This is a genomic window from Actinomycetota bacterium (assembly GCA_030682655.1).
In the GTDB taxonomy this organism is placed as follows: Bacteria; Actinomycetota; Coriobacteriia; order Anaerosomatales; family JAUXNU01; genus JAUXNU01.
On sequence record JAUXNU010000074.1, the window covers coordinates 1 to 24,204 of the forward strand.

The following is a 24,204-nucleotide window of genomic DNA, read 5'->3' on the forward strand; positions in this document are numbered from 1 at the left end:
ACGGCCCTGGAAGACCCGTCCGGGCTCGCGAAGGGCCACGGGTGACGTGAGCGACGCTCAGACAGATGCGATATCGTGGCAGGAGGGTCGATTCGGAACTTCAGAACCGGCTCGGCGACCTTCGTGAAATATCGAGGCTAGTGTTGACCGACGCCACGACCTCAACAGGGAGCACATGTATGTTCCAGAACCTCGCAGATCGCCTTCAGAGCGTTTTCGCGGACCTCACCGGCAAAGGGCGGCTTTCCGAGGCAGACGTCGAAGCGGCCATGCGTGAGATCCGTCTTGCGTTGCTCGAAGCCGACGTCAACTTCAAGGTGGTCAAGGAGTTCGTCTCCGCAGTGCGCGAGCGTGCGATCGGCACCGAGGTCACCAAGAGCCTGACGCCGGGTCAGACGGTCATCCGGATCGTACTCGAAGGGCTTACCGGCCTTCTTGGCGGAAACTCGTCCGGGCTCGTGTTTTCCAGTCGTATGCCCAACGTCGTGGTCATGGTCGGCCTTCAAGGCTCGGGCAAGACAACCGCCACGGCGAAGCTCGCAAACCACCTACGCAAGAAGGGCCGACGCCCCCTCATGGTTGCGTGCGATGTCTACCGTCCGGCCGCTATCGACCAGCTGGAGGCGCTCGGTCGTGAACTCGACATCCCTGTCTACCGCGGGGAGGGAACCGATGCCGTCCGCATCGCGACCGAGGGCGTTAGGGCCGCGATCGACGACATGAGGGATGTCGTCCTCGTCGATACCGCGGGACGGCTTCATGTGGATGAGGAGATGATGGATGAGGCCGCGCGCATCAAGACCGCGGTCAAACCCGATCAGGTCCTGATGGTCATCGATGCCATGACCGGGCAGGACGCGGTCAATGCGGCCACAGCGTTCGCTGCCCGCGTCGATTTCGACGGCGTCATCATGACCAAACTCGACGGCGATGCGCGCGGCGGTGCAGCACTGTCGGTCAAGAAGGTGTCGGGCAAGCCGATCCTCTTTGCCGGCGTGGGAGAGAAGCTCGATGCGCTCGAGCCATTCCACCCCGATCGGATGGCGAAGCGCATCCTTGGCATGGGAGACGTGGTCTCGCTTATCGAGAAGGCCCAAGAGGTCGTCGAGGCCGACATGGATGAGGACCTCGAGAAACGGCTACTGAAGGCCGATTTCACACTCGAGGACTTCCAGTCGCAGCTCGGGCAGATCAAGAAGATGGGCGGCCTGGGCGGACTCCTTGGCATGTTGCCGGGGGCGGGACAGCTCAAGCAGCTCAAGGACCAGGAGATCGACGAGAGCCAACTTGACCGCATCAACGCGATCATCCAGTCGATGACGATTCTGGAGCGGCGGAAGCCCGACAAGATCAGCGGCTCGCGACGGGAGAGGATCGCGCGCGGAGCAGGGGTCACCGTGTTCGATGTCAACCAGTTGCTCAAGCAGTTCCAACAGACCAAGAAACTCATGAAACAGTTCCAGAAGCAGGGAGGAAAGGGCCGCGGGCGGTTCAGCCTGCCCCCCGGCTTCGGCGGCCCTGGGTAGACCCGGTCTTCCGGCTACACGGCGGCGGCTGCGCCGACGCTCCCCACCTGTGCTGTTTTGACCGTGTCGGGGGTATGACGTATCATGAGCAATCGTTTTGCGCTTACGTGGCCGCTATGGCCGCATTACCCGGAGGTGAACCGTTGGCAGTCAAGATCCGTCTGGCGCGCGCCGGTGCCAAGAAGGCACCGTTCTACCGCATCGTCGCGGCCGATTCCCGCTCGCCACGTGACGGTCGTTTCATCGAGATTCTCGGAAGGTACAACCCGCGTACCCACCCGAGCACCATTGAGATGGATGTCGAGAAGGTCGACGCATGGCTGGCCAAGGGTGCTCAGATGAGCGAGACCGTCGCCAAGCTTGTCGCAATCGCCAAGAACCCCGAGGCCCCAGCCCCGGACAAGACCGACAAGGTCTCCAAGAAGGCAGCTGCGAAGGCTACCGCCAAAGCGGAAGCCGCCACGAAGGCCGCCGAGGCACCGGTTGTCGAGGAGGCTCCTGTCGAAGAAGCCGCAGCCGAAGAAGCTCCGGCTGAAGAGGTCTCCGCGGAAACTGACGACGAGTAGCGATGCTGATGACCCGTCAAGCGGATACAGAGTCTCTCGTACGCTATCTGATCACGTCATTGGTTGACGAGCCGGACAGTGTCCAGATCAACGCCAGGGCGTCTGACGTAGCGACAACCTACGAAGTCACGGTCGCCCCCGACGATGTCGGCAAGGTCATCGGGCGCCAGGGACGCATAATCAAGGCGATTCGGACCCTCGTGAGGGCGGCCGCCAGCGTCAACGGTGACCAGGTGGACGTCGACGTCATCGGCTAGCCCTGTGGACCGCCCGACGTACGCCGCGATCGGTCGAGTCGTCAAACCCCACGGACTGAAGGGGGAGATCTCGGTCATGGCGACCAGGGACCTCCCTCTTGCGTTCCTCGAGGGTCGTTCGGTGTGGATCGTCCCGCCCCCGGGAGTCGCGATTCCTCGGACCGTCGAAAGCGTCCGCTCCGGCCCCAAGGGCCCTCTCGTCAAGCTGCTCGGCATCGATTCGATCGACGCCGCGGAGGCGTTGCGTGGCAGGTCCGTCACCTTGCTCGAATCTGAACTACCCGAGGAATGGCTCATAGATCCATTCGACCCGTGCGGACTGAACGTTATCGATGAAGACCGCGGCCATCTCGGGACAGTCGTCGAGACGATAGTCACAGGCGCCAACGACGTCTGGGTCGTCAGGAATGAGACCGGTCGCGAGGTCCTGCTACCGGTCATCGATGATGTCGTCATCGACATCGACGAGGAGAACGAGCTGATTCGCGTCCGCCTGCTACCCGGTCTCATGCCGGACGAGGAGTAGGCATGCGCGTTGATGTCATCACGATTCTCCCTGAGATCTTCACCGGTCCGATGTCTGCGTCGATGGTGGGACTGGCTCGCGAGAAGGGTCACCTCGACCTTCACGTCCACGACCTGCGTGATTGGACGACGGATCGTCATCGTACGACTGACGACTACCCGTACGGTGGCGGCCCGGGGATGGTCATGAAGCCGGAGCCTCTCTTCGCGGCTGTTCGCGACGTCGTTGCCATGGATCCCGCAATCGCACACGTCGTCTTCCTTACACCTTCGGGGACGCGGCACGATCAGCGCATTGCCGAGGACCTCTCGGTCTACGAACGGCTCGTCTTTGTGTGCGGGCGCTACGAGGGGTTCGACGAGAGAGCTCTCACGCTGGCAGACATGCAGCTATCGATCGGCGACTACGTGCTCACGGGCGGGGAGCTCGCAGCCATGGTCGTGATCGACTCTGTCATCCGGCTTGTCCCCGGGGTCCTTGGACACGAAGACTCCACAGACGAGGAGTCGTTCACGACAGGGCTTCTCGAGTATCCTCAGTACACGCGCCCGCCGGAGTTCGAAGGCATGAGCGTTCCGGACGTTCTGCTGAGTGGCGATCACGCGAGGATAGCCAGGTTCCGTCGAGAGCAGGCAATACGTGTGACCGCTCGACGGCGTCCAGATCTCTTGGACTCAGCTGAACTGACAGACGAAGAGCGAACTATCGCCCGAGAGGCGATCGAAGGGAGCACTGCCCGTGACTGACGAGTTCAACCCACAACCATACCAGCCTCTTGAGGACTCGGAACCGGAGATGCCCCCGGCTCCGGAACACGATCACAAACAGGGTGGGACGCTGCGCTGGATACTCGAAACGGTTCTCATGGTCGCACTCGCCTTCGCGTTGGCCCAGGGAATCAAGGCGTTCGTACTCCAGCCGTATGTCATACCGACGGGCTCCATGGAGCCGACAATCATGACCGGCGACCGGGTACTGGCGGAGAAGCTCAGCTTCCGGTGGCGCATTCCTCGGCAGGGAGACATCGTCGTGTTCGATGATCCGGCGGACCGGTATCCCCAGCTCATCAAGCGCGTCATCGCTGTGGCGGGTCAGTCAGTGGACGTAGTCGACGGCAAGGTGATCGTCGACGGCAAGGCGTTGTCCGAACCCTACCTCCACGATGTCGACACCACGCCCGGAACGGTCGCGTTGCCTCTGATCGTCCCGGACGGTCACGTGTGGCTCATGGGCGACAACCGCCCCAACAGCGGAGATAGCCGCTTCCTTGGCCCACAGCCGGTCAGCGCGGTCCACGGTCGCGCCTTCGCCATATACTGGCCGCTCTCGCATATCGGGAGCTTCTCCAGCGCGCCCTGATTCGCCTCGCTGCCCCGTCCGGAGACGCATGGCCGGGGGTGTTTGCCCTCATGTTGTTGCGTGGGCTATACTTTGCAGCCGTGTCTGTAAGACCGCCCGTAACCGCACCACCAGGACAAGAGGATTCCGATGGACACCATCCGTGCACTTGAGCAGCAGCAGATTCGCGACGACCTGCCCGACTTCCAGGTCGGCGACAACGTGAAGGTCAGCTACAAGGTCGTTGAGGGCACCCGCGAGCGCATCCAGATATTCCAAGGTGTCATCATTCGCCGCCACGGCGCCAGCAACCGGGAAACGTTCACTGTCCGCAAGATATCCTTCGCCGTAGGGGTGGAACGCACGTTCCCCGTGCACTCGCCCAAGATCGTCAAGATCGAGATCATCGGACGGGGCAAGGTCCGCCGCTCGAAGCTGTACTTCCTCCGCGACAAGGTCGGCAAGGCCGCCCGCCTCAAGGAGAAGAGCTACTAGCACAGGGCTTGACTTGCACAGCTACGCACGCGAGACCCGCCGGACGTCCGGTGGGTCTCGCGCTATACTGGCGCCGAACGCACCGCTTCGATGGGAGTCCATGCGTGGAACACGACTCTGTGGCCCGATGCCGTGAGCTTCTTGCATTGGCCGACGTCAAGGAACTCTCCGACCTGATCGACCTTCACTCGCAGGACCCACGCGCAGGTGTACAGAGCGCGATAGCGGCTGCTCGCCGACGCCTGGAGCGGAGTCACGCCGAGTCCGACCGGCTTCGTGCCCTCTTCCGACTTCAGCGGACGCTCCACGAACAGGGATTCGCGTGCGTCGCTGGGATCGATGAGGTCGGGCGCGGCGCGCTCGCCGGCCCGGTGACGGCAGCAGCTGTCGTTCTGCCTCTCGACGTCATGATCCCAGGTCTCGATGACTCCAAGAAGCTCACTCCGGCGCGGCGAGAAGACCTCGCAGCCGTGATCGAGGAAGTGGCAGTGACTTCCCGCGTCGCTCACGTGTCACCCGCGGAGATAGATCTCCTCGGCATTGCTGCGGCGACGCGGCGGGCGATGTCGCTGGCGCTCGCTGGGCTCGATCCATCTCCCGACCACGTTGTCGTGGACGGCTTGCGCATGAATATCTCGCCAAGTGAGACCGCTGTGGTCAAAGGTGACTCACTTGTGGCTTCTGTGGCCGCTGCATCCATAGTCGCGAAGGTGACGCGCGATGCCCTGATGCGCACTCTCGCAGACCAGTACCCGGCGTACCGCTTCGAAGTCAACAAAGGCTACGGCACGTCAGAGCACACGTCGGCCATTGCCGAGCACGGCCCGTGCAGCCTTCACCGCAGATCATTCGCTCCCTGCACCAACACGAGGCTCTTCTAGCTCGCACGTGCCTGGTTAGACTCCGGAAAGGCCCTGTTTGTACGGGACTGTCACCATGCCCTCATCAACAGAAGGGGGAGGGCATGGATGCCAAGGAGATCGGTGCGCGAGGCGAAGAGGCGGCTGCGGCCTATCTCGAGCGCGCAGGTATGACCATCGTGGAGAGAAACTGGCGATGTCGCTCGGGCGAGGTCGACATCGTCGCACTCGATGGAGACAGTGTCGTTCTCGTTGAGGTCAAGACCAGGCGAAGCGCGACACGGGGCGCACCGGAAGAAGCGGTCTCGCCAACGAAACAGAAGCGCCTCATTCGGCTCGCGGCTGCGTACGTCCAACACGCCGGTCTGTCCGATTGCGATGTCCGTTTCGACGTCGTAGCCATTCGCGCCATCTCCTCGGATCGCGCCCTTCTGCGACATCACCGGGCCGCATTCATGGCCCAATGAACTCGCGAGGACAGTCAGTAGTCCACACCGGAACTCTCGTGGGAATCGAATCGCTCCCCGTGGAGGTCCAGGTAGATGTCTCATCGGGTCTTCCGTGCTTTCAAATCGTGGGTCTGGGAGACGCAGCTGTGCTCGAAGCGCGAGAGAGAGTGCGGTCCGCGCTTCGCTGCGTCGGGTTCGATTTCCCCTCGGCTCGAATCGTCGTCAATCTCGCGCCGGCGCCCCTTCGCAAGCATGGAACCGGGTTCGATCTGCCGATAGCGCTAGGTGTCTTGGCGGCTACCAGGCAAGTGTCGCCTGACATGCTCTTGGACCGATATGTCGTGGGGGAGCTTGCGCTCGACGGCAGTGTGCGATCCCTGGCCGGCCTGCTGGCACACGCTCGCTCGGCCCGCCACCGCGAACTGGTCCTCATGGGGCCGCCGGAGATCTCCCGGTGCGGCGAGGCTCTTCCGGGCCTTGACACAGATCCTCTCGTGTCTCTGGCGGGAATCCGAGTACCGAATCGCCCGTCACCCCGGATTGCGAACAGACCGGTCACTGTTCTTCCTCAACCTGATCTTGCCGATGTCGTCGGGCTGGAATGCGCGGTGCGTGTCATCACTATCGCAGCTGCAGGCGGACACAACGTCCTGCTGATCGGTCCTCCAGGCTCAGGCAAGTCCATGCTTGCGCGCCGCCTACCGGCGCTTCTGCCCCCGCTCGACGACGAAGAACGGCTCGAGACCGCTCTACTCCACTCGGTCGCAGGTCTTGATGAGTCTGTCCCGCTCACCGGGTGTCGCCCCTTTCGCGCACCGCACCATTCATGCACTGTCGCGGGCCTCATAGGCGGAGGAACCCCGCCGCGACCCGGGGAAGCCAGTCTGGCGCACAACGGAGTCCTCTTCCTCGACGAGATTCCGGAGTTCGGACCTGCGTCCCTTCAGACCCTCCGACAGCCTCTCGAGGACGGCTTCGTGACCCTGGTCCGCGCGGAGGGTCGCGTCCGGTATCCCACGAGATTCGCCCTTGTCGCTGCGGCGAATCCTTGTCCTTGTGGATTCTTCGGCGATCCACAGCGCGCCTGCAAGTGCCCGCCCGCGGTCATCACACGCTACGCCAACCGGATAGGCGGCCCCCTGATGGATCGGATGGACGTATCGCTGCGAGTGGACCGCGTCGATCCCTCTTTGATTCTCCAAGGAAGGAGCGGCATCTCCACGAACGCAGTCATGCCACTCGTGCTCGCTGCGCGCGAGTTCGCACGAGTCCGCGGCACGGAACCGCCTGCCCGACTCGCGGGTCGTGACTTGCTCGAAGCGTGCCGGCTGACAGGGGCTACAGCCGAGCGCTTGGCCGATACCGCCCGTCACAGAAGCCTGTCTGGCAGGGGAGTGACCCGCGTTCTGCGAGTCGCGCGCACCATTGCCGATCTGGAGGAGAGTCCGTCCGTCCAGTACGGACACCTCGCCGAGGCGCTTGCATACCGTGCCTGGGACACAAGTGCGGTGCTGGCATGAAGCCCGACCGGTTCGTGCTGACCTTGGACGATCGGGAGTACCCGACATGCCTCAAAGCGCTCTCGGACCCGCCGAAGACCCTCTACGGAATCGGTCGGCATGAGTTGCTTATCGAGGGCCTCGGCGTGGTCGGATCCCGCAAGGCGACACCTTACGGACGAACCGCGGCCAAGATCTTCGCTGGCTGGGCCGCACAGCAGGGGATCATCATCATCTCCGGTGCGGCGATCGGGTGCGACCAGGCGGCGCATCACGCCGCCCTTGACCGTGAGGGCCCGACCGTCGCGGTCCTTGGCTGCGGCGCCGACATCGACTACCCGTCGGGAGCCGGTGCTCTTCTCGACACCATCCGTAGAGACGGCCTCGTCCTCTCTGAGCTTCCGTGGGGAGCCCTTCCCAAGCGGTGGGCCTTTGTCCGGCGAAACCGGATCATCGCCGGTCTGTCACACGCACTTCTCGTTGTGGAGGCGTCGCTGCCGAGCGGTACCTTCTCCACAGCGGACTTTGCGCTCGACGCCGGGAGAACCGTCTGCGCCGTCCCGGGCTCGATCTTTGCCCCGGAGTCCCGCGGTGCCAACCGCCTCATCCGCCAAGGAGCCACACCGGTCACAGACGTCTCCGAACTCGCTCAAGCGCTGGATGTGCCTGCTCTCGTTCGTTGCCACGCAGAAACCAGTCTGTGCAAAGCCAGCGATGACAGACTTGTAGCGGCGCTTGTGGCCGACCCTATGCGCCCCGACGACATCGCACGGGAGTTCGGAATGGACATCGTTGAGGTCGTACGAGTCCTTGCCGTTCTTGAAGAACGACGACTTGCCAGACGCTTCCCGGACGGTAGGTGGGGGTGTCTGCCAATGTGAGTCCGGAACGGCCGTCCCGATCCCGGGACTGTACAATCACACAATGGACTCCCACCACCCAAACGCCGGCAGCGCGGTGACCGTGATCGGGGCTGGCCTCGCCGGAACCGAGGCTGCCCTTCAACTGGCGCGCCGAGGAGTATCGGTCATCCTTCTCGAGATGCGTCCTGTCGTTCTGAATGCCGCGCACAAGACGGACCTCCTCGGAGAGCTGGTGTGCTCGAACTCATTCAAGAGCGACGATCCGGTCACGGCTGCAGGGCATCTCAAGCGTGAGATCGGGCTTCTCGGCTCAGAGGTTCTACGGCTGGCGCGGCAGTCATCGGTCCCCGCCGGTGCAGCGCTGGCGGTCGATCGGACCGCGTTCGGTGCTGCCCTGACCGCACAAGTCGCAGCGAGTCCCAACATCGAGCTTCGGCGCGAAGAAGCGACCGAGATTCCCCCCGATGGTCCGGTCATCGTTGCGTCAGGCCCGCTAACGAGTCCTGCCCTCCAACAGGCGCTCGAGCAGTTCGTGGGTCCTGACCGACTCGCGTTCTTCGACGCCTCCGCCCCAATCGTGGACGGATCGTCAGTCGACCTCGACGTGGCATTCGCCGCGTCCCGCTATGACAAGGGTGGGGGAGCGGATTACCTCAACTGCCCGATGGATCGGGAAGCCTACGACGCCTTCGTAGCAGAACTCGTTGGTGCCGACCGCGTCAGGGCTCACGAGTTCGAGACCTCCGATCTCTTCGCCGCATGCCAGCCGGTCGAGGAGATTGCGCGCCGCAGTCCCGATGCGCTTCGATTCGGATCCATGAAGCCCGTCGGGCTTCTCGACCCTCGAACCGGCGAACGCCCGTGGGCCGTGGTCCAACTCCGATCAGAGACCGCTTCCGGCACCGCCTACAATCTCGTCGGTTTTCAGACCAATCTCACCTTCGGAGAGCAGAGGCGTGTCTTCTCGATGATTCCCGGCCTTGGACGTGCCGAGTTCCTCCGCTACGGCGTCATGCATCGCAACACGTTCATCAATGCTCCGGCCGTCCTCGACGCCACCCTCGCAGTGCGAACCTGTCCCCGGATTCGCATCGCCGGTCAGCTCTCCGGCACCGAGGGCTATTCCGAAGCCATCTCAAGCGGCCTGCTGGCCGCGCTCAACACCTACGCCGACATGACCGGCACCCCGAACGTCGTCCTGCCTCCGACCACCGCCCTCGGATCCCTCATCGCCTACGCGACCGACGCGGCAACAACGGGCTACCAGCCGATGCACGTGAACTGGGGCCTCGTGCCCCCACTCGACCCTCCGGTCCGAGGAAAACAGCACCGGTACGCCGCGTACTCGGCCCGGGCTGACCGGGACCTGGACGCCTGCCTGGACAGCCTCCGTCAGACCGTCGAGGTGCTCCCGTGAGCTCTGTGGACCCGTCCCAGGCCGTCGACCGCTTCATGACTCATCTCCGGGTCGAACGACGGTTGTCACCCCATACGCTCCGTGCGTATGCAGCGGACATCGAACGCTATCTCGATTGGGCGACTCGAGTGGCGGTCGAACCTCTCGGACCCACGCACAGGCAACTGCGCAGCTACCTCGCGGAGATGGACGCGGCCCAGTACGCGAGGCGCACGATCGCTCGACGCCTGTCCGCTTTGCGTTCCTGGTTCGCATTCCTGGTCGAGGAGGGTCTGGTCGATACCGACCCGACCATCGCGTTGGCTACACCCAAACGCCCGGGAAGGCTGCCCCGAATACTGCCCACCGAAGTGCTCGATGCCCTCATCGCCGCGCCCGCGACCGATACCCCCGAAGGCAAGCGCGATAGGGCGGTCCTTGAGCTTCTCTACGCCTCCGGAATGCGGGTCGGGGAGCTTTCGGCTCTCGATCTCGGAGACGTGGACTTCGCCCAGCAGACGGTGCGGGTCATGGGAAAGGGATCCAAGGAACGCATCGTGCCCCTCCATCGCCGAGCACTCGATACTCTGACCGACTACATACGGCATTCACGTCCCGAACTCATGCGACAGGAATCTTCGGCTCTCTTCCTATCGGTCCGCGGCAACCGGCTGTCTGCCGATGCGGTACGCCGCCTCCTGAGCCGTCATGTGACGTCCATCGGCATCGACCTCCACGTGTCACCGCACATCATCCGTCACGCCTTCGCAACCCACCTCCTCGATGGCGGTGCTGACCTTCGAACCGTGCAGGAGCTTCTGGGTCACGTTGCGCTGTCCACCACCCAGATTTATACTCACGTCGGCAGGAAGCGGCTGCGCGAGGTTCATCGCGATACGCATCCGAGAGCGTGACCGCAGTCGCACGATAGGGGCGAAATCCATGAAAGAAGACCCACGGACGGACTTGTCCGCCCTCTGGGCCGCATACAAAGATCAGGGTGATGCTGAGGCGCGCGAGCAGCTCATCCTCAACTTCTCGCCACTTGTTAAGTACGTTGCGGGTCGTCTCTCGTCGGGCCTACCCCAGACGGTGGACACGGCCGACCTCATCAGCTACGGCATATTCGGTCTGATCGACGCTATCGAGAAGTTCGACCTCTCTCGCGGCATCAAGTTCGAGACGTATGCGATCGCTCGCATCAAGGGCGCGATCATCGACGAGCTCCGCGCAATGGACTGGGTACCCCGCTCCGTGCGGGCACGCGCCCGGCAGATCGAGCAAGCACACGTACGGCTCGAAGGCCGGCTCAAGCGCGTGCCGTCCGATTCCGAAGTCGCCAAGGAAATGGGCGTTACGGTGAAGGACCTCCACGAGATCTTCACCAAGCTTTCCTACACCTCTGTGGTGTCCTTCGAGGAACTCTGGGTCGGTGGCGACCGCGAGGATCGCGGCAATGTCATGGGCACCATTCCCGACGACGCTGCCGAGGATCCTGTCGCACTGTTCGAGAGCGAAGAAGTCAAGGACATCCTCGCCGGGGCGATCGAGCGGCTTCCGGAGCGCGAGCGTATTGTTATCGCGCTGTACTACTACGAGGGGTTGACCCTCAAGGAGATCGGACAGGTGCTAGGCGTTACCGAGTCCCGCGTGAGCCAGCTTCACACGAAGGCGGTCATTCGCCTTCGTGCGCGGCTACATGCCGCTCAGGCATACGCGGGGTAACCGGACCACCGCGGCCATTTGGAGGAGCCCGCGATGCCAAACAAGACGATTCTCGTTGTTGAAGACACCGAACTGCTGCGACGGATCTACACGGACAAGCTCGCCCAGGACGGCTATACCGTCCTGTCTGCCGGCGACGGTCTCGATGCACTAGCACAGCTGCGCACCAACTCCGTAGACCTCATCCTGCTGGATCTCATCATGCCAAGGATGAGCGGACTCGAAGCCCTCGAGGCCATCAAGGCCGACCCGCGGACCAGAGACATCCCGGTCCTGATTCTCAGCAACCTGGGCCAGGAGTCGGACGTCGAGCGAGGCATATCGATGGGGGCGATAGACTACCTCATCAAGAACGAGGCGAAGCCCGCCGATGTCGCCGAGAAGATACGCATCACACTCGAGAGCATTAGCGGCGGCCAAGTCACCTCGGACTCCTTCAAGCTCACAGTGAACGACCACGCCGGGGACGCCGACCGCTTCGTCGAGCACGCTCAACTCACCCGACGCTTCTGGTGTCCCGCCTGCGAAGTCGAACTCAATCTCGAGCTCGTACCGAGCTACGACAAGCCCGGCTGGTACGATGCACATCTGCTGTGTCCGATGTGCGGCAAGGAGTACTAGTCCCGGCCCCTCCTCAGGCTGCGGTTTCGCTTTGAACACTAGAGTGCGTGTGGTATCCTACGCGGGCTCTTAACTCACACGCTCGCCGATCCCGAAGCGGGTGCCTGCAAGCACAAGATGCTGCAGGTCGCTTTCGGGGCGTGACGCGGGCGGAGGAACAACCGAACTGGAGGTAGTACTATGTCTGCTGTCTCGATGAAGAGTCTTCTCGAGGCCGGTGTCCACTTTGGGCACCAGACCCGGCGCTGGAACCCGAAGATGAAGCCCTATATCTTCACGGAGCGCAACGGGATCTACATTCTCGACTTGCAGCGTACGCTGCGCGAGATTGAGGCCTGCTACACGTTCACACGCGACATTGCAGCCCGCGGTGGATCCGTGCTGTTCGTGGGAACCAAGAAGCAGGCGCAAGAGCCCATCCAGAACGAAGCCGAGCGCTCCGGCATGCCCTTCGTCAATCAGCGCTGGCTCGGTGGCATGCTCACCAACTTCGTGACGATGCGCACCCGCGTCGACCGCCTCATCGCCCTTGAGACGATGATCGAGGACGGCAGGATGGCCAAGCTCCCCAAGAAAGAGCAGCTCATGCTGCGCAAGGAGATGGACAAGCTCGAGCGCAACCTCTCAGGCGTGCGCCACATGAAAGAGACTCCCCAGGCTATGTTCGTTGTGGACACCAAGCGTGAGGCCATCGCCGTCGCCGAGGCGCGCAGGTTGCGCATTCCCATCATCGGCCTTGTCGACACGAACGCAGATCCTGACGAGGTCGATTTCGTCATCCCGGGCAACGACGACGCTATCCGCGCGGTTGCGCTCATGTGCAAAGTCATCGCCGACGCCGTGCTTGAAGGTAACAACGCCGCAGGTGGTCCCGCCGTAGTCAGCACTCCCCAGGACGTTCCCCTCGTCGTGGCCGACGTTCCGGCCGCGGCACAAGAAGCTCCTGTCGATACGGAGGCCGCCCCGGCCTCTCCTGCCGAGGAGATGGCTGAGCCGGCCGCCGAGGCAGTTGCCGTGGAGCCCGCTGCCGAGTAGCGGGCAGCCGCCACGGACGACAGGAAACTTCTAGCACCCAGGGAGGTAGACCACCCATGGATATCAACGCAAAGATGGTCAAGGACCTGCGCGAGTGCACAGGCGCGGGCATGATGGACTGCAAGAAGGCGCTCACCGAAGCCGACGGCGACATGGACACGGCGATCGACATCCTTCGCACGAAGGGTCTGGCCGCCCTCGCCAAGAAGGCTGGTCGCGCTACGAACGAGGGAATCGTCGGCGGTTGGGTCTCTGATGACGGCCGTATCGGCACGCTCGTCGAGATCAACTGCGAGACGGACTTCGTCGCACGCAACGCCGACTTCCGCGCGTTCGTTGACGGACTTGCCGCACACGTCGGCCATACCGATCCGGCTGACATGGACCAGTTCATGGCCGGAACGATGACCGGTCGCGATATCGCAGTCGAGCAGGTCATCGGCGAGACCGTAGGCAAGCTCGGCGAGAACATCGTCGTGTCGCGATTCGCCCGCTACGAGCTTCGCTCCGATGCTGGCGCCGTGACCGTCTACATCCACGGCGTCGGCAACATCGGCGTCATGGTTGAGATCGCCGCAGGCTCTGCGGAAGCGGCCTCCTCGGCAGCTTTCGCTGCATTCTCAAAGGACGTCGCCATGCAGATCGCTGCCGCCGGTCCCTATGCGGTTTCGCGTGAGGGCGTGCCCGCCGAGATCGTCGAGCACGAGAAGAGCATATTCAAGGCGCAGGCGGCAGAGAGCGGCAAGCCCGAGCAGATCCAGGACAAGATCGCTGAGGGTCGACTCGAGAAGTTCTTCAAGGAGGTCGCACTCCTTGAGCAGCTCTTCGTCAAGGACCAGGACATCACAGTCAGGCAGCACCTTGAGCGTACCGCCAAGGAGCTTGGCACCGATATCACCGTCGTTCGCTTCGAGCGGATGCTGCTTGGAGAGACCGCGTCGAGCGACGATTAGCACGCACGCGTAACGATGAAATGACGGACGAGCCGGTGCAACCACGTGCCGGCTCGTCTGCTGTATGCTGTTCGGGATACACGGCGACTGCTCGCACTACGAGAGGGGCACTTGTGGCAGACTTCCGGTTCAAGCGCGTCATTCTCAAGCTCTCGGGAGAGGCGCTCATGGGCGATGCCGGGTACGGCATCGATCCCAAGATCCTGGATTCCTTGGCCACACAGATCAAGCAGGTTGCGGACGCAGGCGTGCAGGTCGCAGTAGTCGTCGGAGGCGGCAACATCTTCCGAGGAATCGCCGCTTCGGCCAAGGGCATGGACCGCTCCCAGGCCGACTACATCGGGATGCTCGCGACTGTCATGAACTCGCTCGCACTTCAGGAAGCGTTGGAGCGCATCGGCGTCTTCACCCGGGTGATGTCCGCCATCGAGATGCAGGCGGTCGCGGAGCCCTACATCCGACGCAGAGCCGTCCGGCACATCGAGAAGGGGCGCGTGGTCATCTTCGCTGCCGGTACCGGCAATCCGTACTTCACGACCGACACCACCGCGGCACTGAGAGCCCTCGAGATCAACGCCGACTGCATCATGAAGGCAACGAAGGTGGACGGTGTCTATGATGCCGACCCCAAGACCAATCCAGATGCTGTCAAGTTCGACGAGCTGACCTACATCGAAGTACTCAGCCGAGGACTGCAGGTCATGGATAGCACGGCCATCTCCCTTTCGATGGACAACGACCTGCCGATCATCGTCTTCAACATGGAGACCGAAGGCAATATCCAGCGCGCCCTGATGGGCGAGCCCGTGGGAACGATTGTGAGGGGAGCCGATCGATGATCAAAGAGATCACCAAGGAAGCCGACGAGCGGATGGACAAGTCCGTCCACGCTCTCAACCACGAGTTCTCGACCGTGCGAACGGGTCGCGCGTCAGGGTCGCTCCTTGAGGGGCTGCAGATCGACTACTATGGCGCGCCCACTCCGCTGCAGCAGCTCGCCTCGGTAAGCGTGCCGGAGCCGCAAATGCTCGTGGTCGCGCCGTACGACAAGACCGCCATCAAGAACATCGAGAAGGCGATTCTGGCCTCGGACCTGGGGCTCAACCCGGCCAACGACGGCCAGGTCATCCGCCTGCCGTTCCCTCCGCTCACCGAGGAGCGCCGCCGGGAACTGGTCAAGTTGTGCAAGCACTACGCCGAGGAAGCCCGCGTCGCCGTGCGCAACATCAGGCGCGAAGCCAATGAGAAGCTCAAGCGCTCCGAGAAGGACGGCGAAATGAGCCAGGACGACCTACGCCGCGCCGAGGACGATATCCAGAAGCTGACCGATACGCATATCGCGAAGGTGGACGAGTCGCTGAAGCGCAAGGAATCCGAGATCATGGAGCTCTGACGAGAGTGACGTCTCCGGCAGCATCCGGTGCTGACTTCTTCAAGGGCGCCGAGAGCGTCTCGCTCCTCCGGGATTTCGACGCAGAACGTCCTCCTCGGCATGTAGCCGTGATCATGGACGGCAACGGGCGTTGGGCGACCAACCGCGGCCTCCCGCGGCTGGCAGGACACCGTGCAGGTGCCAAGGCCGTCCGAGAGAGTATTGCTGCAGCTCTCGAACTCAAGGTCGAGTATCTGACCATCTACTCCTTCAGTTCTGAGAACTGGTCGCGCCCACGTGATGAGGTCTCAGGACTGATGGATCTGTTCGTCGAGGTTCTTGAGCGCGAACTCGCCAACCTGCAGAAGATGGATGTACGAGTGCGCGTCATCGGACAACGCGAGGGCCTTCCGCCGTCGACCGCAGCCGCGTTCGCTGCAACCGAGAAGGCCACCGTCGGCAACACGAGTCTCAACCTGGTTGTCGCCCTCAACTACGGCGGGCGCGTCGAGATCACGGACGCCGTCAGGGCGATCGCGACGAAGGTGGAGTCCGGTGTGCTCAAGGCCGACGCGATCGACGAGGATACGGTCGCCCGCTCCTTGTATACCGAGGGGATCCCCGATCCCGATCTACTTGTGCGCACCAGCGGCGAGATGCGGGTGTCGAACTTCCTTCTCTGGCAGATCGCGTATTCGGAGATCTACGTCACCGACACTCTGTGGCCCGACTTCGACCGGACGGAGTTCCTGCGTGCCGTGGTCGATTTCCAGCAACGCTCCCGCAGATTCGGAGGCCGATCATGAGTCGCGACCGAAGCGCAACGGAGCCCTTTGGCGGATTCCTGGTTCGCGTGGCCACGGCCTCGATCATTGGTGTGGCGACGCTCGTGGCGATCATATGGGGGCGCCCGCTAGGACTTGGGATGCTCGTTTCGCTGGTCGCGATGTTGGGGGTCGGCGAGTTCTACTCCATCACCCGTCGCGAACACCGCCTTCCCAACGAGGTGTTCGGCGTACTCGCCTCAGGCACGATGCCGATCGCGGCGGCCTTGTGGGGTCGCCTGGGACTCATGTCCGTCGTTACCGGTCTCCTCGTACTCGCGCTGCTTTGGCATATCGCGTTTCGCCAGGTGAGGACTGCGGATACTGCTACGACCGTCTTCGGCGCGGTGTATGTCGGCTTCCTGCTGTCCCACTTCGTGCTGATACGTCAACTCGACTCCGGCACCGAGCTCGCGCTCGCCACCATTGTGAGCGTCTGGGCCAATGACGTGTTCGCCTACCTTGTGGGCTCGACCGTCGGACGCCACAAGATGGCGCCGCGCATCTCGCCGAACAAGTCATGGGAGGGCTTCCTGGCCGGTACCTCGTTCACGGTGCTGGTGTGGATAGGCGTCTTCTACCTCATCGACTCGCCCGTGTCGCTAGGAACACACGTCCTGGTGGGGATCGCCGTTTCGCTCGCGGCCGTGATCGGGGATCTCGCCGAGTCCAGGCTCAAGCGCGAAGCGGGAATCAAGGACTCCGGACGCCTTCTGCCGGGTCACGGTGGCTTTCTCGACCGGTTCGACAGCCTGATTCTTGTTTCGGTCGTGGCCTACTACCTGCTGGTCTTTGGCGGTGCCGTCTAGTGGCGACACCGCTGCGAGTCGCCATTCTCGGGTCGACGGGATCGATTGGCCGTCAGTCGCTGGATGTGGCAGCCCGCTTTCCCGACCGTGTTGAGGTTGTGGCTCTCGCAGCCTACAGCAGCGCGGAAGCGGTCATCGAACAGGCGCGCGCATTCGACGTCCGGTACCTGGCGATGGGGGATATTGCCGCTGCTCGGTCGGTTGCGACCGCACACCCGGACGTCGCTGTCGGAGCAGGCCCCGAGGCCGTTCGCGACCTTGCGGCACACGCCGGGGCCGACCTCGTACTGAACGCACTCGTAGGCGCCGCGGGTCTCGAGGCAACGATCGCAGCCCTGGACTCAGGTGCCATCCTCGCTCTCGCCAACAAGGAATCGCTGGTTGTCGGGGGCGATCTCGTGACCAGCCGCGCCGAGCCGGGCTCCATCATTCCTGTCGACAGCGAGCACTCCGCAATCTACCAGTGTCTCCTTGGCGAACCGGCAGCCGATGTGGCGCGAATCTGGCTCACAGCTTCGGGAGGGCCGTTCAGGGGATGGGATCGGGGGCGGCTCGCGCACGTCACGGCGGAGCAGGCGCTTGCGCACCCGACATGGACGATGGGTCACAAGATCACGATCGACTCCGCGACGCTCATGAACAAGGGCCTTGAGGCAATCGAGGCGCATCATCTCTTTGGCACGAAACTCGACGATATCTCGATCGTTGTGCATCCGCAGTCGTGCATCCACTCGATGGTGGAGTTCGCCGATGGCAGCGTGAAGGCGCACCTTGGCGCGACGGATATGCGCATCCCGATCCAGTACGCACTGAGCCATCCGCACCGATGGGAAGCACCGGTCACGCCGGTCGACTTCGCAACGCTCGGCTCGCTCGACTTCGAACCGCCGGATCTGGAGACGTTCGGCTGCCTGAGAATGGCGCTTGAGGCCGGACGCGTCGGCGGCACGATGCCGGCCGCCATGAACGCCGCCAATGAGATCGCCGTGGCTGCGTTCCTGGACCGCCGCTGCGGCTTCCTCGACATCGAGCGCGTGGTCGCAGCCGTCATGGAGCGCCACGAACGTGAGTCGCTCGAATCCGTCGGCCACATCCGGGCAGTCGACGCGTGGGCGCGTGCGGAAGCCGGATCCGTTCTGTAGTCTGGGAATCGTTCGGCCGCCTAGAGGCTTCTGGCGTGTACTTTGCTCAACAGCACCGCGACACTGACCGCACACTGCCGACAAGGAGAGTTGCCGAGAGTGACAACGTTCACCGATGCCGCAACCATCGTCTTCTGGGGCGTTCTGACCTTCTCAATCCTGATCGTCCTGCACGAGGGGGGTCACTTCCTTGCTGCCCGCGCCTTCGGCGTGAAGGTCCACGAGTTCATGATCGGCCTTCCCGGCCCGGCTATCAGGCTGCACACCAAGAAGACCGTCTTTGGCATCACTGCGATTCCGCTTGGCGGCTACGTGCGTATCGCAGGGATGGAGCCCGGCGCCGAGGACGAACTCCTCGCTCAAGCGCTTCTGCTCGCCGCCCGTGAAGGCACGCCGGGGGCGATCGACGCGCCCGCGCTCTCGATAGCGCTCGGCGTGGACCGCGATCGTGCGGCCTCGCTGCTGTACACGCTCGCGGACTGGGGCGCCGTTGTCGAAGACGAGGCGATCCCTGGTCGCTACCACTCTACCGTCGAGGATGACGGACGCGTCACGGCACAGGAGCTGCTGGACCGCGCCCGCTCGGAGACCTACCGGGGCCTGCCGACCTGGAAGCGCATCACCGTGCTTGCCAGCGGGGTCGTCACCAACATCGCCACCGCCCTCCTCGTCTTCACGATCGTGCTGAGCATCTGGGGCTACTACACCCCGTCCCTCACGCTGGCGGACATCTCTGAGGGGTATCCGGCGGAGTCAGCCGGGATGAGAGCCGGGGACACGATCACGGCCGTCGACGGCAATCTGGTCACGCAGTGGATGGAATTCTCGGAAACCATCGCCGACACTGAGCCCGGCACGGAACTAGCGGTGACCTACGAGCGCAACGGTGAGCCCACGACCGTCGATATCACACTGGTCGAGTCGCCCGATACGGGTGGCGGGTTCCTTGGCGTTGCGGCCGATATCAAGCACGTGGAACTCACGGCGCCCGAGGCGCTGCTTGAGTCGTTCAAGTGGACCGGAAAGGTATTCGTCGCCATCGGTGACTTCTTCCGGCCTGCGACTTTCGAGCGTTCGATCAAGGGCGCGCGAAGCATCATCGGCATCAGCGTCGAGGTCGCCGAGGCCGCCAAGAACGGCCCGCTCGATTACGCATGGTGGATTGCGCTGCTGTCGATGGTCCTTGGCGTGATGAACACGCTTCCGATACCGCCACTCGATGGCGGCAAGATCGTGCTTGAGATCGTAGAGAAGCTCGTGGGCAAGCCGCTTGACCGCCGCGTGACTTTGGGACTTTCGCTCGCAGGCGCCCTCGTGCTGTTCACCTTCATCGGCTACGTCATGTACGCTGACGTCATGCGCTATTTCGTCAACGCGTAGCGCTCGTTCGGCGGAGGGGGAACACGTGATACCGCGTCGCGAGGCACGCCCGGTCATGGTCGGTTCGGTCGCCATAGGCGGTGGAGCACCCATCTCGGTGCAGTCGATGACCAACACCGACACCCGCGACGCGCACGCCACGCTCGCCCAAATCGCGCGGCTGGCCCAGGCGGGCTGCGAGATCGTTCGCGTCGCCATCCCGCACGCCGACGCACTTCCCGGCTTCGAGGCCATCTGCGCCGCGTCGCCTCTGCCCGTGGTCGCCGACATCCACTTCGACCACCGTCTGGCGATCGAGGCAGCTGGCCGAGGAGCCGCCAAGCTCCGTATCAACCCCGGCAACATCGGCGCCACCGACCGCGTCGACGCCGTCATCGACGCGGCAGGCCAGGCCGGCATCCCGATCCGCATCGGCGTGAACGCCGGCTCGCTTGCCGAGGAGTACGGCGACCTCGACTGGCCGCTTGCCGAGAAGCTCGCCGCGAGCGCAGTCGCATTCTGCGCGCACTTCGAGTCGCGCGGCTTTGCCGACATCGTCGTCTCCGCGAAGGCGTCCAGCGTTGGCGCCACCGTCGATGCCTACCGAAGACTCGCAGACGAGCTGCCGTATCCGCTCCACATCGGGGTGACCGAAGCCGGGACGCTTGTCGCCGGCACCGTGAAGTCGAGCGTGGGCCTTGGCATCCTGCTCGACGAGGGCATCGGCGACACGCTGCGCGTCTCGCTCACAGCCGACCCTGCCGAGGAGGTCCGCGTGGGTTGGGAGATCCTTGCCGCGCTCGACATCCGCAGGCGTACGCCCGAGCTCGTGAGCTGCCCGACCTGCGGGCGTTGCGAGGTCGACCTCATCCCGATAGCCACCGAGATCGAGCAACGGCTCGCCGCGCGGCGCACGCCGATCAAGGTCGCCGTGATGGGCTGCGTAGTGAACGGACCGGGAGAGGCTCGCGAGGCCGACATCGGCGTGGCCGCCGGAAAGGGCGTCGGGCTGCTCTTCGCCCATGGAGAGCCACTACGCAAGGTTCCCGAGTCAGAGATCGTCGAGGCGCTCATGGAAGAGATCGACCGCTTCGAATCTCACACTTCGTAAGACTCGCTGGCCAAAGCGGGGTATGCTGCGTGTGGAATCACTCCGCGTCTGCGGATTCGTCCAGGGACAAGAGGAGGACACATGACGGAACAGAGGGTCCGGGTTGCAATCGTTGGTGGGGGCAGGACCGGAATGCCGCTGCTGCAGGACTTCCTGAGCAGGCCGTTCATCGAGGTAGTCGGTCTGGCGGACACAGACCCGAACAGCCCCGGCGCGGTTCTCGCAGTCGAGCGCGATGTTCCGTTCGTGGAAGATGCGACCGTCTTCGCCGAGCGTGGGGACGAGATCGACCTCATCATCGAGGTTTCCGGCGATCCGGCCGTCAAGCAGCGCCTCAAGGACGCTTTCGTGGAGCGAGACAACCGCACGACCATCATCGTGCACGACCTGACGGCCCGCCTCATCATCAGCCTCGCGGCGGACAGCCAGGAGCTGCTGCACAGTTACCACCCCGCAGACCGCGGCATCGGGTAGACTGTCCGGCAGAACCCTTTCGCACGCGCAGGCCGTGCCTTCAACAGGGCGCGGCCTGTTTCATCGATTCGCCAAGGAGAGAACTGACGCATGAGAGTCGCGCTGCGCATGAGCAAGCTGCACGTCCCGACACTCAAGGAAGTCCCGGCAGAGGCCGAGGTCTCCTCCCACCGGCTGCTGCTGCGCGCCGGAATGCTACGCAAGGTCGCCGCAGGCATCTACACCTTCCTGCCGCTTGGGTGGCGCGCCCTTCACAAGGTCGAGCAGATCGTGCGCGAAGAGATGAACGCGATCGGTTCACAGGAGATGATGATGCCAGCGGTCCAGCCCGCCGAGCTGTGGCACGAGTCCGGCCGCTGGGCCGACTACGGCCCCGAGCTGATGCGCCTGACCGACCGTCACGGCCGCGAGTTCTGCCTTGGTCCCACACACGAAGAGATCATCACCGCGACCGTGCGCAACGAGGTCCGCTCCTACCGCCAGCTGCCGCTTTCGCTCTACCAGATCCAGGTGAAGTTCCGCGACGAGGTCCGGCCCCGGTTCGGGCTGCTCCGCGGCCGCGAGTTCATCATGAAGGACGCGTACAGCTTCCATGCGACCCAGGAGTCTCTGCAGGAACACTACGACGCGCAGGCGCACGCCTACGGGCGCATCTGCGAGCGCCTGGGGCTGGAGTACCGCCCCGTGCAGGCAGAATCCGGACAGATCGGCGGCAAGGTCACGACCGAGTTCATGGCGCTTGCCGAGAACGGCGAGGCCGCGCTTGTGTACTGCGAGTGCGGGTGGGCCGCCAACGTCGAGGCCGCCGAGACGGTCGTGCCGAGGCACCCCGCGGTCACCGAGCCCGTTGAGATGCAGAAAGTGCACACGCCCGACATCCGCACGATTGCGGATCTCTCGGAGTTCCTTGGCCTGGCGGAGCACGACACCGTCAAGACGATGGCCGGCAAGACCGAGGACGGCACGCTCGTGTTCTTCTGCGTGCCCGGCGACCGGGAGCTCAATCCGATCAAGGCCGGCTGGGCGATTTCCGGCGTCGAACTGCTGGCCGAGGAGGACTTCGAGAAGTACGGAATCCCCAAAGGCTCGCTCGGACCTGTCGGGCCGGTCGCGAGGACGATCGTGGTGGCCGACAAGTCACTTGAGAACCACGTGTCCTGGGGCATCGGCGCCAACGAGAACGACTACCACTTCGTCGGGGCTATGCCAGGGCGAGACTTCGAGGTCGGCAAGTGGGAGGACCTCGTGGTGGCGCAGCCCGGCGACGGCTGTCCCGAGTGCGGCGGCGTGCTTATAGGCGCGCGCGGCATCGAAGTGAGCCAGGTGTTCCAGCTCGGAACGAAGTACTCCGAGTCGATGGGTGCGACCTTCACCGACGAGGACGGCACCGAGAAGCCGTTCCTCATGGGCTGCTACGGCGTGGGCGTGTCTCGCTCGCTAGCTGCCGTTATCGAGCAGCACAACGACGAATCGGGCATTACTTGGCCGATGAGCGTCGCTCCGCTTGAAGTCACGGTCATCCCGCTTGCGGTGGGGGACGATGAGGTCTACCCGGTCGCGGAGCGAATCTGGAACCAACTTGCCGATGCGGGCGTGGAGGTCGTAATCGACGACCGCGACGAGCGCCCCGGCGTCAAATTCGCCGACAACGAGCTCGTTGGGTTCCCACTTCAGATTGTGGTGGGGAAGAAGGGGCTCGCAAACGGCATCGTGGAGCTCAAGAACCGCGCGACGGGGGAGCGGGGCGAGGTGCCACTGGAGGAGGCTGCCGCGGCGGTCGCGAAGCTCGTGAAGGCCGAGCGGGCGATGTTTGCGCACTAGAGAGGCGTGCGCGGAACCCGTGCGTGCACAGGGATTATGCAGACTGTGTAAGAACCGAGAGCGAGTCCCGGGACTGTATGTTCCCGTCCGTTGCACAGGATTACACTGCAACCAGAGCTGCACACGTGGCTTACACAGTCTGCTCAATCAAGGGTTCGACAAACAGGCATCTAGCAGGGAGGGCGAGGATGCGCGACAGACCGTCCGTTGCGCTGGCGGCATGCATCCTGCTGCTGATGACAGTCATCATGTCGAGCGCTTGTGCTCGTGCCACCGAGGTGGATACGCCGGACCCTGCAGAGACGCCGCAGGCCGCAGAGTCAGAGCAAGATTCCGGCGACACGATACTCATGGTTGAGCGCAGCCTGGAGACCAGCGTTCCGGCCTCGGTATTGCCACTGCAGGCTGCTGAGTTGATCTGGGCCTCCATCAAGGATGAGTCGTCGCCGGCGATACCCTCGCCCATCGTGGACTACGGGGCGGTAGGGAGTGAGGGGAAGCCGTCACCCGTTGAAGCACGCTCGGTGATGCAGGTTCGGCACGTCATCCCACTGGCAGCGCTCGCTCCTGGCCGCCCAACCCCCACAGCGGAACTCGCTTCGCGTCTTCGTCTCACCGGAGGCTACGCAGCCGTCGCAGCGGTCGATGGTGCAGCGTGCGCGTTCGAGATCAGCACCTCGACGCCATACTGGCGATATGACCCTCAGGCGCCGGTCGCGCTTCCGGCCCTTGGCGTCGTCGAAGCCTACCGACTTGTCGATGGCGGTGACGACGACGTCGCCCTGCTGGGCCTGGAGGGAGAGGACGCCATCTCATGGTGGCTCGTCCACACCGAACCCGGCAGCCTTTCGGTCTTCGTGGGAGCTTGGGCGCACGACCCCGTGACCAGCGACCTTGAGATAGGGCACTCCTACTCGGACGCACAAGTGCTTGAAACCGGTGTGAGCTTCCTCCCGATTCCAGCGGAAGACTGAGAGCCACGACCTGTTGTCGAACCCCGGCATCGAGCGGACGGCGCGAGATAGAATCAACATGGACGGCGAAACCCGCCGCTCATGCCGTAACACGTTGATATGAGATGGCCAGTCAACCTCGTGGGTCTCAGGGTGGTCTTCGCCCTTGAGTAGATGCAAGCGGGCGGGCACATGGAATCGGCGATCGACCATGCTGATATCCGGGGATT

Annotated in this window: 27 protein-coding genes; all 27 read left to right on the forward strand. The window is 63.6% G+C overall.

What is annotated here, in order from left to right:
* Positions 1-179 precede the first annotated feature (179 nt).
* Positions 180-1,526, forward strand: a complete 1,347-nt coding sequence (ffh, locus tag Q8K99_04395) for a signal recognition particle protein (protein ID MDP2181792.1) — start codon at positions 180-182, stop codon at positions 1,524-1,526.
* A 143-nt stretch (positions 1,527-1,669) separates the two neighbouring features.
* Positions 1,670-2,092 carry a 30S ribosomal protein S16 gene (rpsP, locus tag Q8K99_04400; protein MDP2181793.1) on the forward strand — a complete coding sequence of 141 codons (423 nt, stop codon included), beginning with the start codon at positions 1,670-1,672 and terminating at the stop codon, positions 2,090-2,092.
* Positions 2,093-2,100: 8 nt separating this feature from the next.
* The gene (locus Q8K99_04405; GenBank protein MDP2181794.1) at positions 2,101-2,349 is read left to right on the forward strand and encodes a KH domain-containing protein; all 249 of its coding nucleotides are present in this window, start codon (positions 2,101-2,103) and stop codon (positions 2,347-2,349) included.
* Between the two features lie 4 nt (positions 2,350-2,353).
* Positions 2,354-2,875: a ribosome maturation factor RimM gene (gene rimM, locus Q8K99_04410; protein MDP2181795.1), complete on the forward strand. Its 522-nt coding sequence runs from the start codon at positions 2,354-2,356 to the stop codon at positions 2,873-2,875.
* 2 nt (positions 2,876-2,877) lie between these two features.
* Positions 2,878-3,621, forward strand: coding sequence for a tRNA (guanosine(37)-N1)-methyltransferase TrmD (trmD, locus tag Q8K99_04415; GenBank protein MDP2181796.1), 744 nt, complete (start codon positions 2,878-2,880; stop codon positions 3,619-3,621).
* Positions 3,614-4,234 (forward strand): signal peptidase I, encoded by a 621-nt coding sequence (lepB, locus tag Q8K99_04420; protein ID MDP2181797.1) that lies wholly within the window; start codon positions 3,614-3,616, stop codon positions 4,232-4,234. Before trmD ends, lepB begins: the two co-directional genes overlap by 8 nt.
* A 129-nt stretch (positions 4,235-4,363) precedes the next feature.
* Positions 4,364-4,708 (forward strand): 50S ribosomal protein L19, encoded by a 345-nt coding sequence (gene rplS, locus Q8K99_04425; protein MDP2181798.1) that lies wholly within the window; start codon positions 4,364-4,366, stop codon positions 4,706-4,708.
* 104 nt (positions 4,709-4,812) lie between these two features.
* Positions 4,813-5,589, forward strand: coding sequence for a ribonuclease HII (locus Q8K99_04430; protein MDP2181799.1), 777 nt, complete (start codon positions 4,813-4,815; stop codon positions 5,587-5,589).
* An 83-nt stretch (positions 5,590-5,672) separates the two neighbouring features.
* Positions 5,673-6,035 carry a YraN family protein gene (locus Q8K99_04435; GenBank protein ID MDP2181800.1) on the forward strand — a complete coding sequence of 121 codons (363 nt, stop codon included), beginning with the start codon at positions 5,673-5,675 and terminating at the stop codon, positions 6,033-6,035.
* Positions 6,032-7,537 carry a YifB family Mg chelatase-like AAA ATPase gene (locus Q8K99_04440; GenBank protein ID MDP2181801.1) on the forward strand — a complete coding sequence of 502 codons (1,506 nt, stop codon included), beginning with the start codon at positions 6,032-6,034 and terminating at the stop codon, positions 7,535-7,537. Before Q8K99_04435 ends, Q8K99_04440 begins: the two co-directional genes overlap by 4 nt.
* Positions 7,534-8,397, forward strand: a complete 864-nt coding sequence (dprA, locus tag Q8K99_04445) for a DNA-processing protein DprA (protein ID MDP2181802.1) — start codon at positions 7,534-7,536, stop codon at positions 8,395-8,397. Before Q8K99_04440 ends, dprA begins: the two co-directional genes overlap by 4 nt.
* A gap of 43 nt (positions 8,398-8,440) precedes the next feature.
* Entirely contained in the window at positions 8,441-9,796 is a 1,356-nt protein-coding gene (gene trmFO, locus Q8K99_04450; protein ID MDP2181803.1) for a methylenetetrahydrofolate--tRNA-(uracil(54)-C(5))-methyltransferase (FADH(2)-oxidizing) TrmFO, read from the forward strand.
* Positions 9,793-10,689, forward strand: a complete 897-nt coding sequence (locus tag Q8K99_04455; protein ID MDP2181804.1) for a site-specific tyrosine recombinase — start codon at positions 9,793-9,795, stop codon at positions 10,687-10,689. Before trmFO ends, Q8K99_04455 begins: the two co-directional genes overlap by 4 nt.
* 28 nt (positions 10,690-10,717) lie before the next feature.
* A complete protein-coding gene (whiG, locus tag Q8K99_04460) occupies positions 10,718-11,500 on the forward strand; it encodes an RNA polymerase sigma factor WhiG (GenBank protein ID MDP2181805.1) in 783 nt (260 codons plus the stop codon).
* A 33-nt stretch (positions 11,501-11,533) separates the two neighbouring features.
* Entirely contained in the window at positions 11,534-12,121 is a 588-nt protein-coding gene (locus Q8K99_04465) for a response regulator (protein MDP2181806.1), read from the forward strand.
* A gap of 180 nt (positions 12,122-12,301) precedes the next feature.
* Positions 12,302-13,156, forward strand: a complete 855-nt coding sequence (gene rpsB, locus Q8K99_04470; protein MDP2181807.1) for a 30S ribosomal protein S2 — start codon at positions 12,302-12,304, stop codon at positions 13,154-13,156.
* Positions 13,157-13,212: 56 nt separating this feature from the next.
* Positions 13,213-14,109, forward strand: coding sequence for a translation elongation factor Ts (gene tsf, locus Q8K99_04475; protein MDP2181808.1), 897 nt, complete (start codon positions 13,213-13,215; stop codon positions 14,107-14,109).
* 113 nt (positions 14,110-14,222) lie between these two features.
* Positions 14,223-14,948, forward strand: coding sequence for a UMP kinase (pyrH, locus tag Q8K99_04480; protein ID MDP2181809.1), 726 nt, complete (start codon positions 14,223-14,225; stop codon positions 14,946-14,948).
* Complete coding sequence (gene frr, locus Q8K99_04485; GenBank protein ID MDP2181810.1) at positions 14,945-15,502, forward strand: ribosome recycling factor; 558 nt, start codon at positions 14,945-14,947, stop codon at positions 15,500-15,502. The genes pyrH and frr overlap by 4 nt, the downstream gene beginning before the upstream one ends.
* A 5-nt stretch (positions 15,503-15,507) precedes the next feature.
* The gene (locus Q8K99_04490; protein MDP2181811.1) at positions 15,508-16,287 is read left to right on the forward strand and encodes an isoprenyl transferase; all 780 of its coding nucleotides are present in this window, start codon (positions 15,508-15,510) and stop codon (positions 16,285-16,287) included.
* Complete coding sequence (locus tag Q8K99_04495; protein MDP2181812.1) at positions 16,284-17,114, forward strand: phosphatidate cytidylyltransferase; 831 nt, start codon at positions 16,284-16,286, stop codon at positions 17,112-17,114. The genes Q8K99_04490 and Q8K99_04495 overlap by 4 nt, the downstream gene beginning before the upstream one ends.
* On the forward strand, positions 17,114-18,256 hold the full coding sequence (dxr, locus tag Q8K99_04500; protein MDP2181813.1) for a 1-deoxy-D-xylulose-5-phosphate reductoisomerase: 1,143 nt from the start codon (positions 17,114-17,116) through the stop codon (positions 18,254-18,256). The genes Q8K99_04495 and dxr overlap by 1 nt, the downstream gene beginning before the upstream one ends.
* Before the next feature lie 99 nt (positions 18,257-18,355).
* Positions 18,356-19,636: a M50 family metallopeptidase gene (locus Q8K99_04505; GenBank protein ID MDP2181814.1), complete on the forward strand. Its 1,281-nt coding sequence runs from the start codon at positions 18,356-18,358 to the stop codon at positions 19,634-19,636.
* 25 nt (positions 19,637-19,661) lie between these two features.
* Positions 19,662-20,726: a flavodoxin-dependent (E)-4-hydroxy-3-methylbut-2-enyl-diphosphate synthase gene (gene ispG, locus Q8K99_04510; GenBank protein MDP2181815.1), complete on the forward strand. Its 1,065-nt coding sequence runs from the start codon at positions 19,662-19,664 to the stop codon at positions 20,724-20,726.
* A gap of 81 nt (positions 20,727-20,807) precedes the next feature.
* Positions 20,808-21,200: a hypothetical protein gene (locus Q8K99_04515; GenBank protein ID MDP2181816.1), complete on the forward strand. Its 393-nt coding sequence runs from the start codon at positions 20,808-20,810 to the stop codon at positions 21,198-21,200.
* Positions 21,201-21,290: 90 nt separating this feature from the next.
* Positions 21,291-23,021, forward strand: coding sequence for a proline--tRNA ligase (locus Q8K99_04520; protein ID MDP2181817.1), 1,731 nt, complete (start codon positions 21,291-21,293; stop codon positions 23,019-23,021).
* A 188-nt stretch (positions 23,022-23,209) separates the two neighbouring features.
* The gene (locus tag Q8K99_04525; protein ID MDP2181818.1) at positions 23,210-23,995 is read left to right on the forward strand and encodes a hypothetical protein; all 786 of its coding nucleotides are present in this window, start codon (positions 23,210-23,212) and stop codon (positions 23,993-23,995) included.
* Positions 23,996-24,204: the final 209 nt, after the last annotated feature.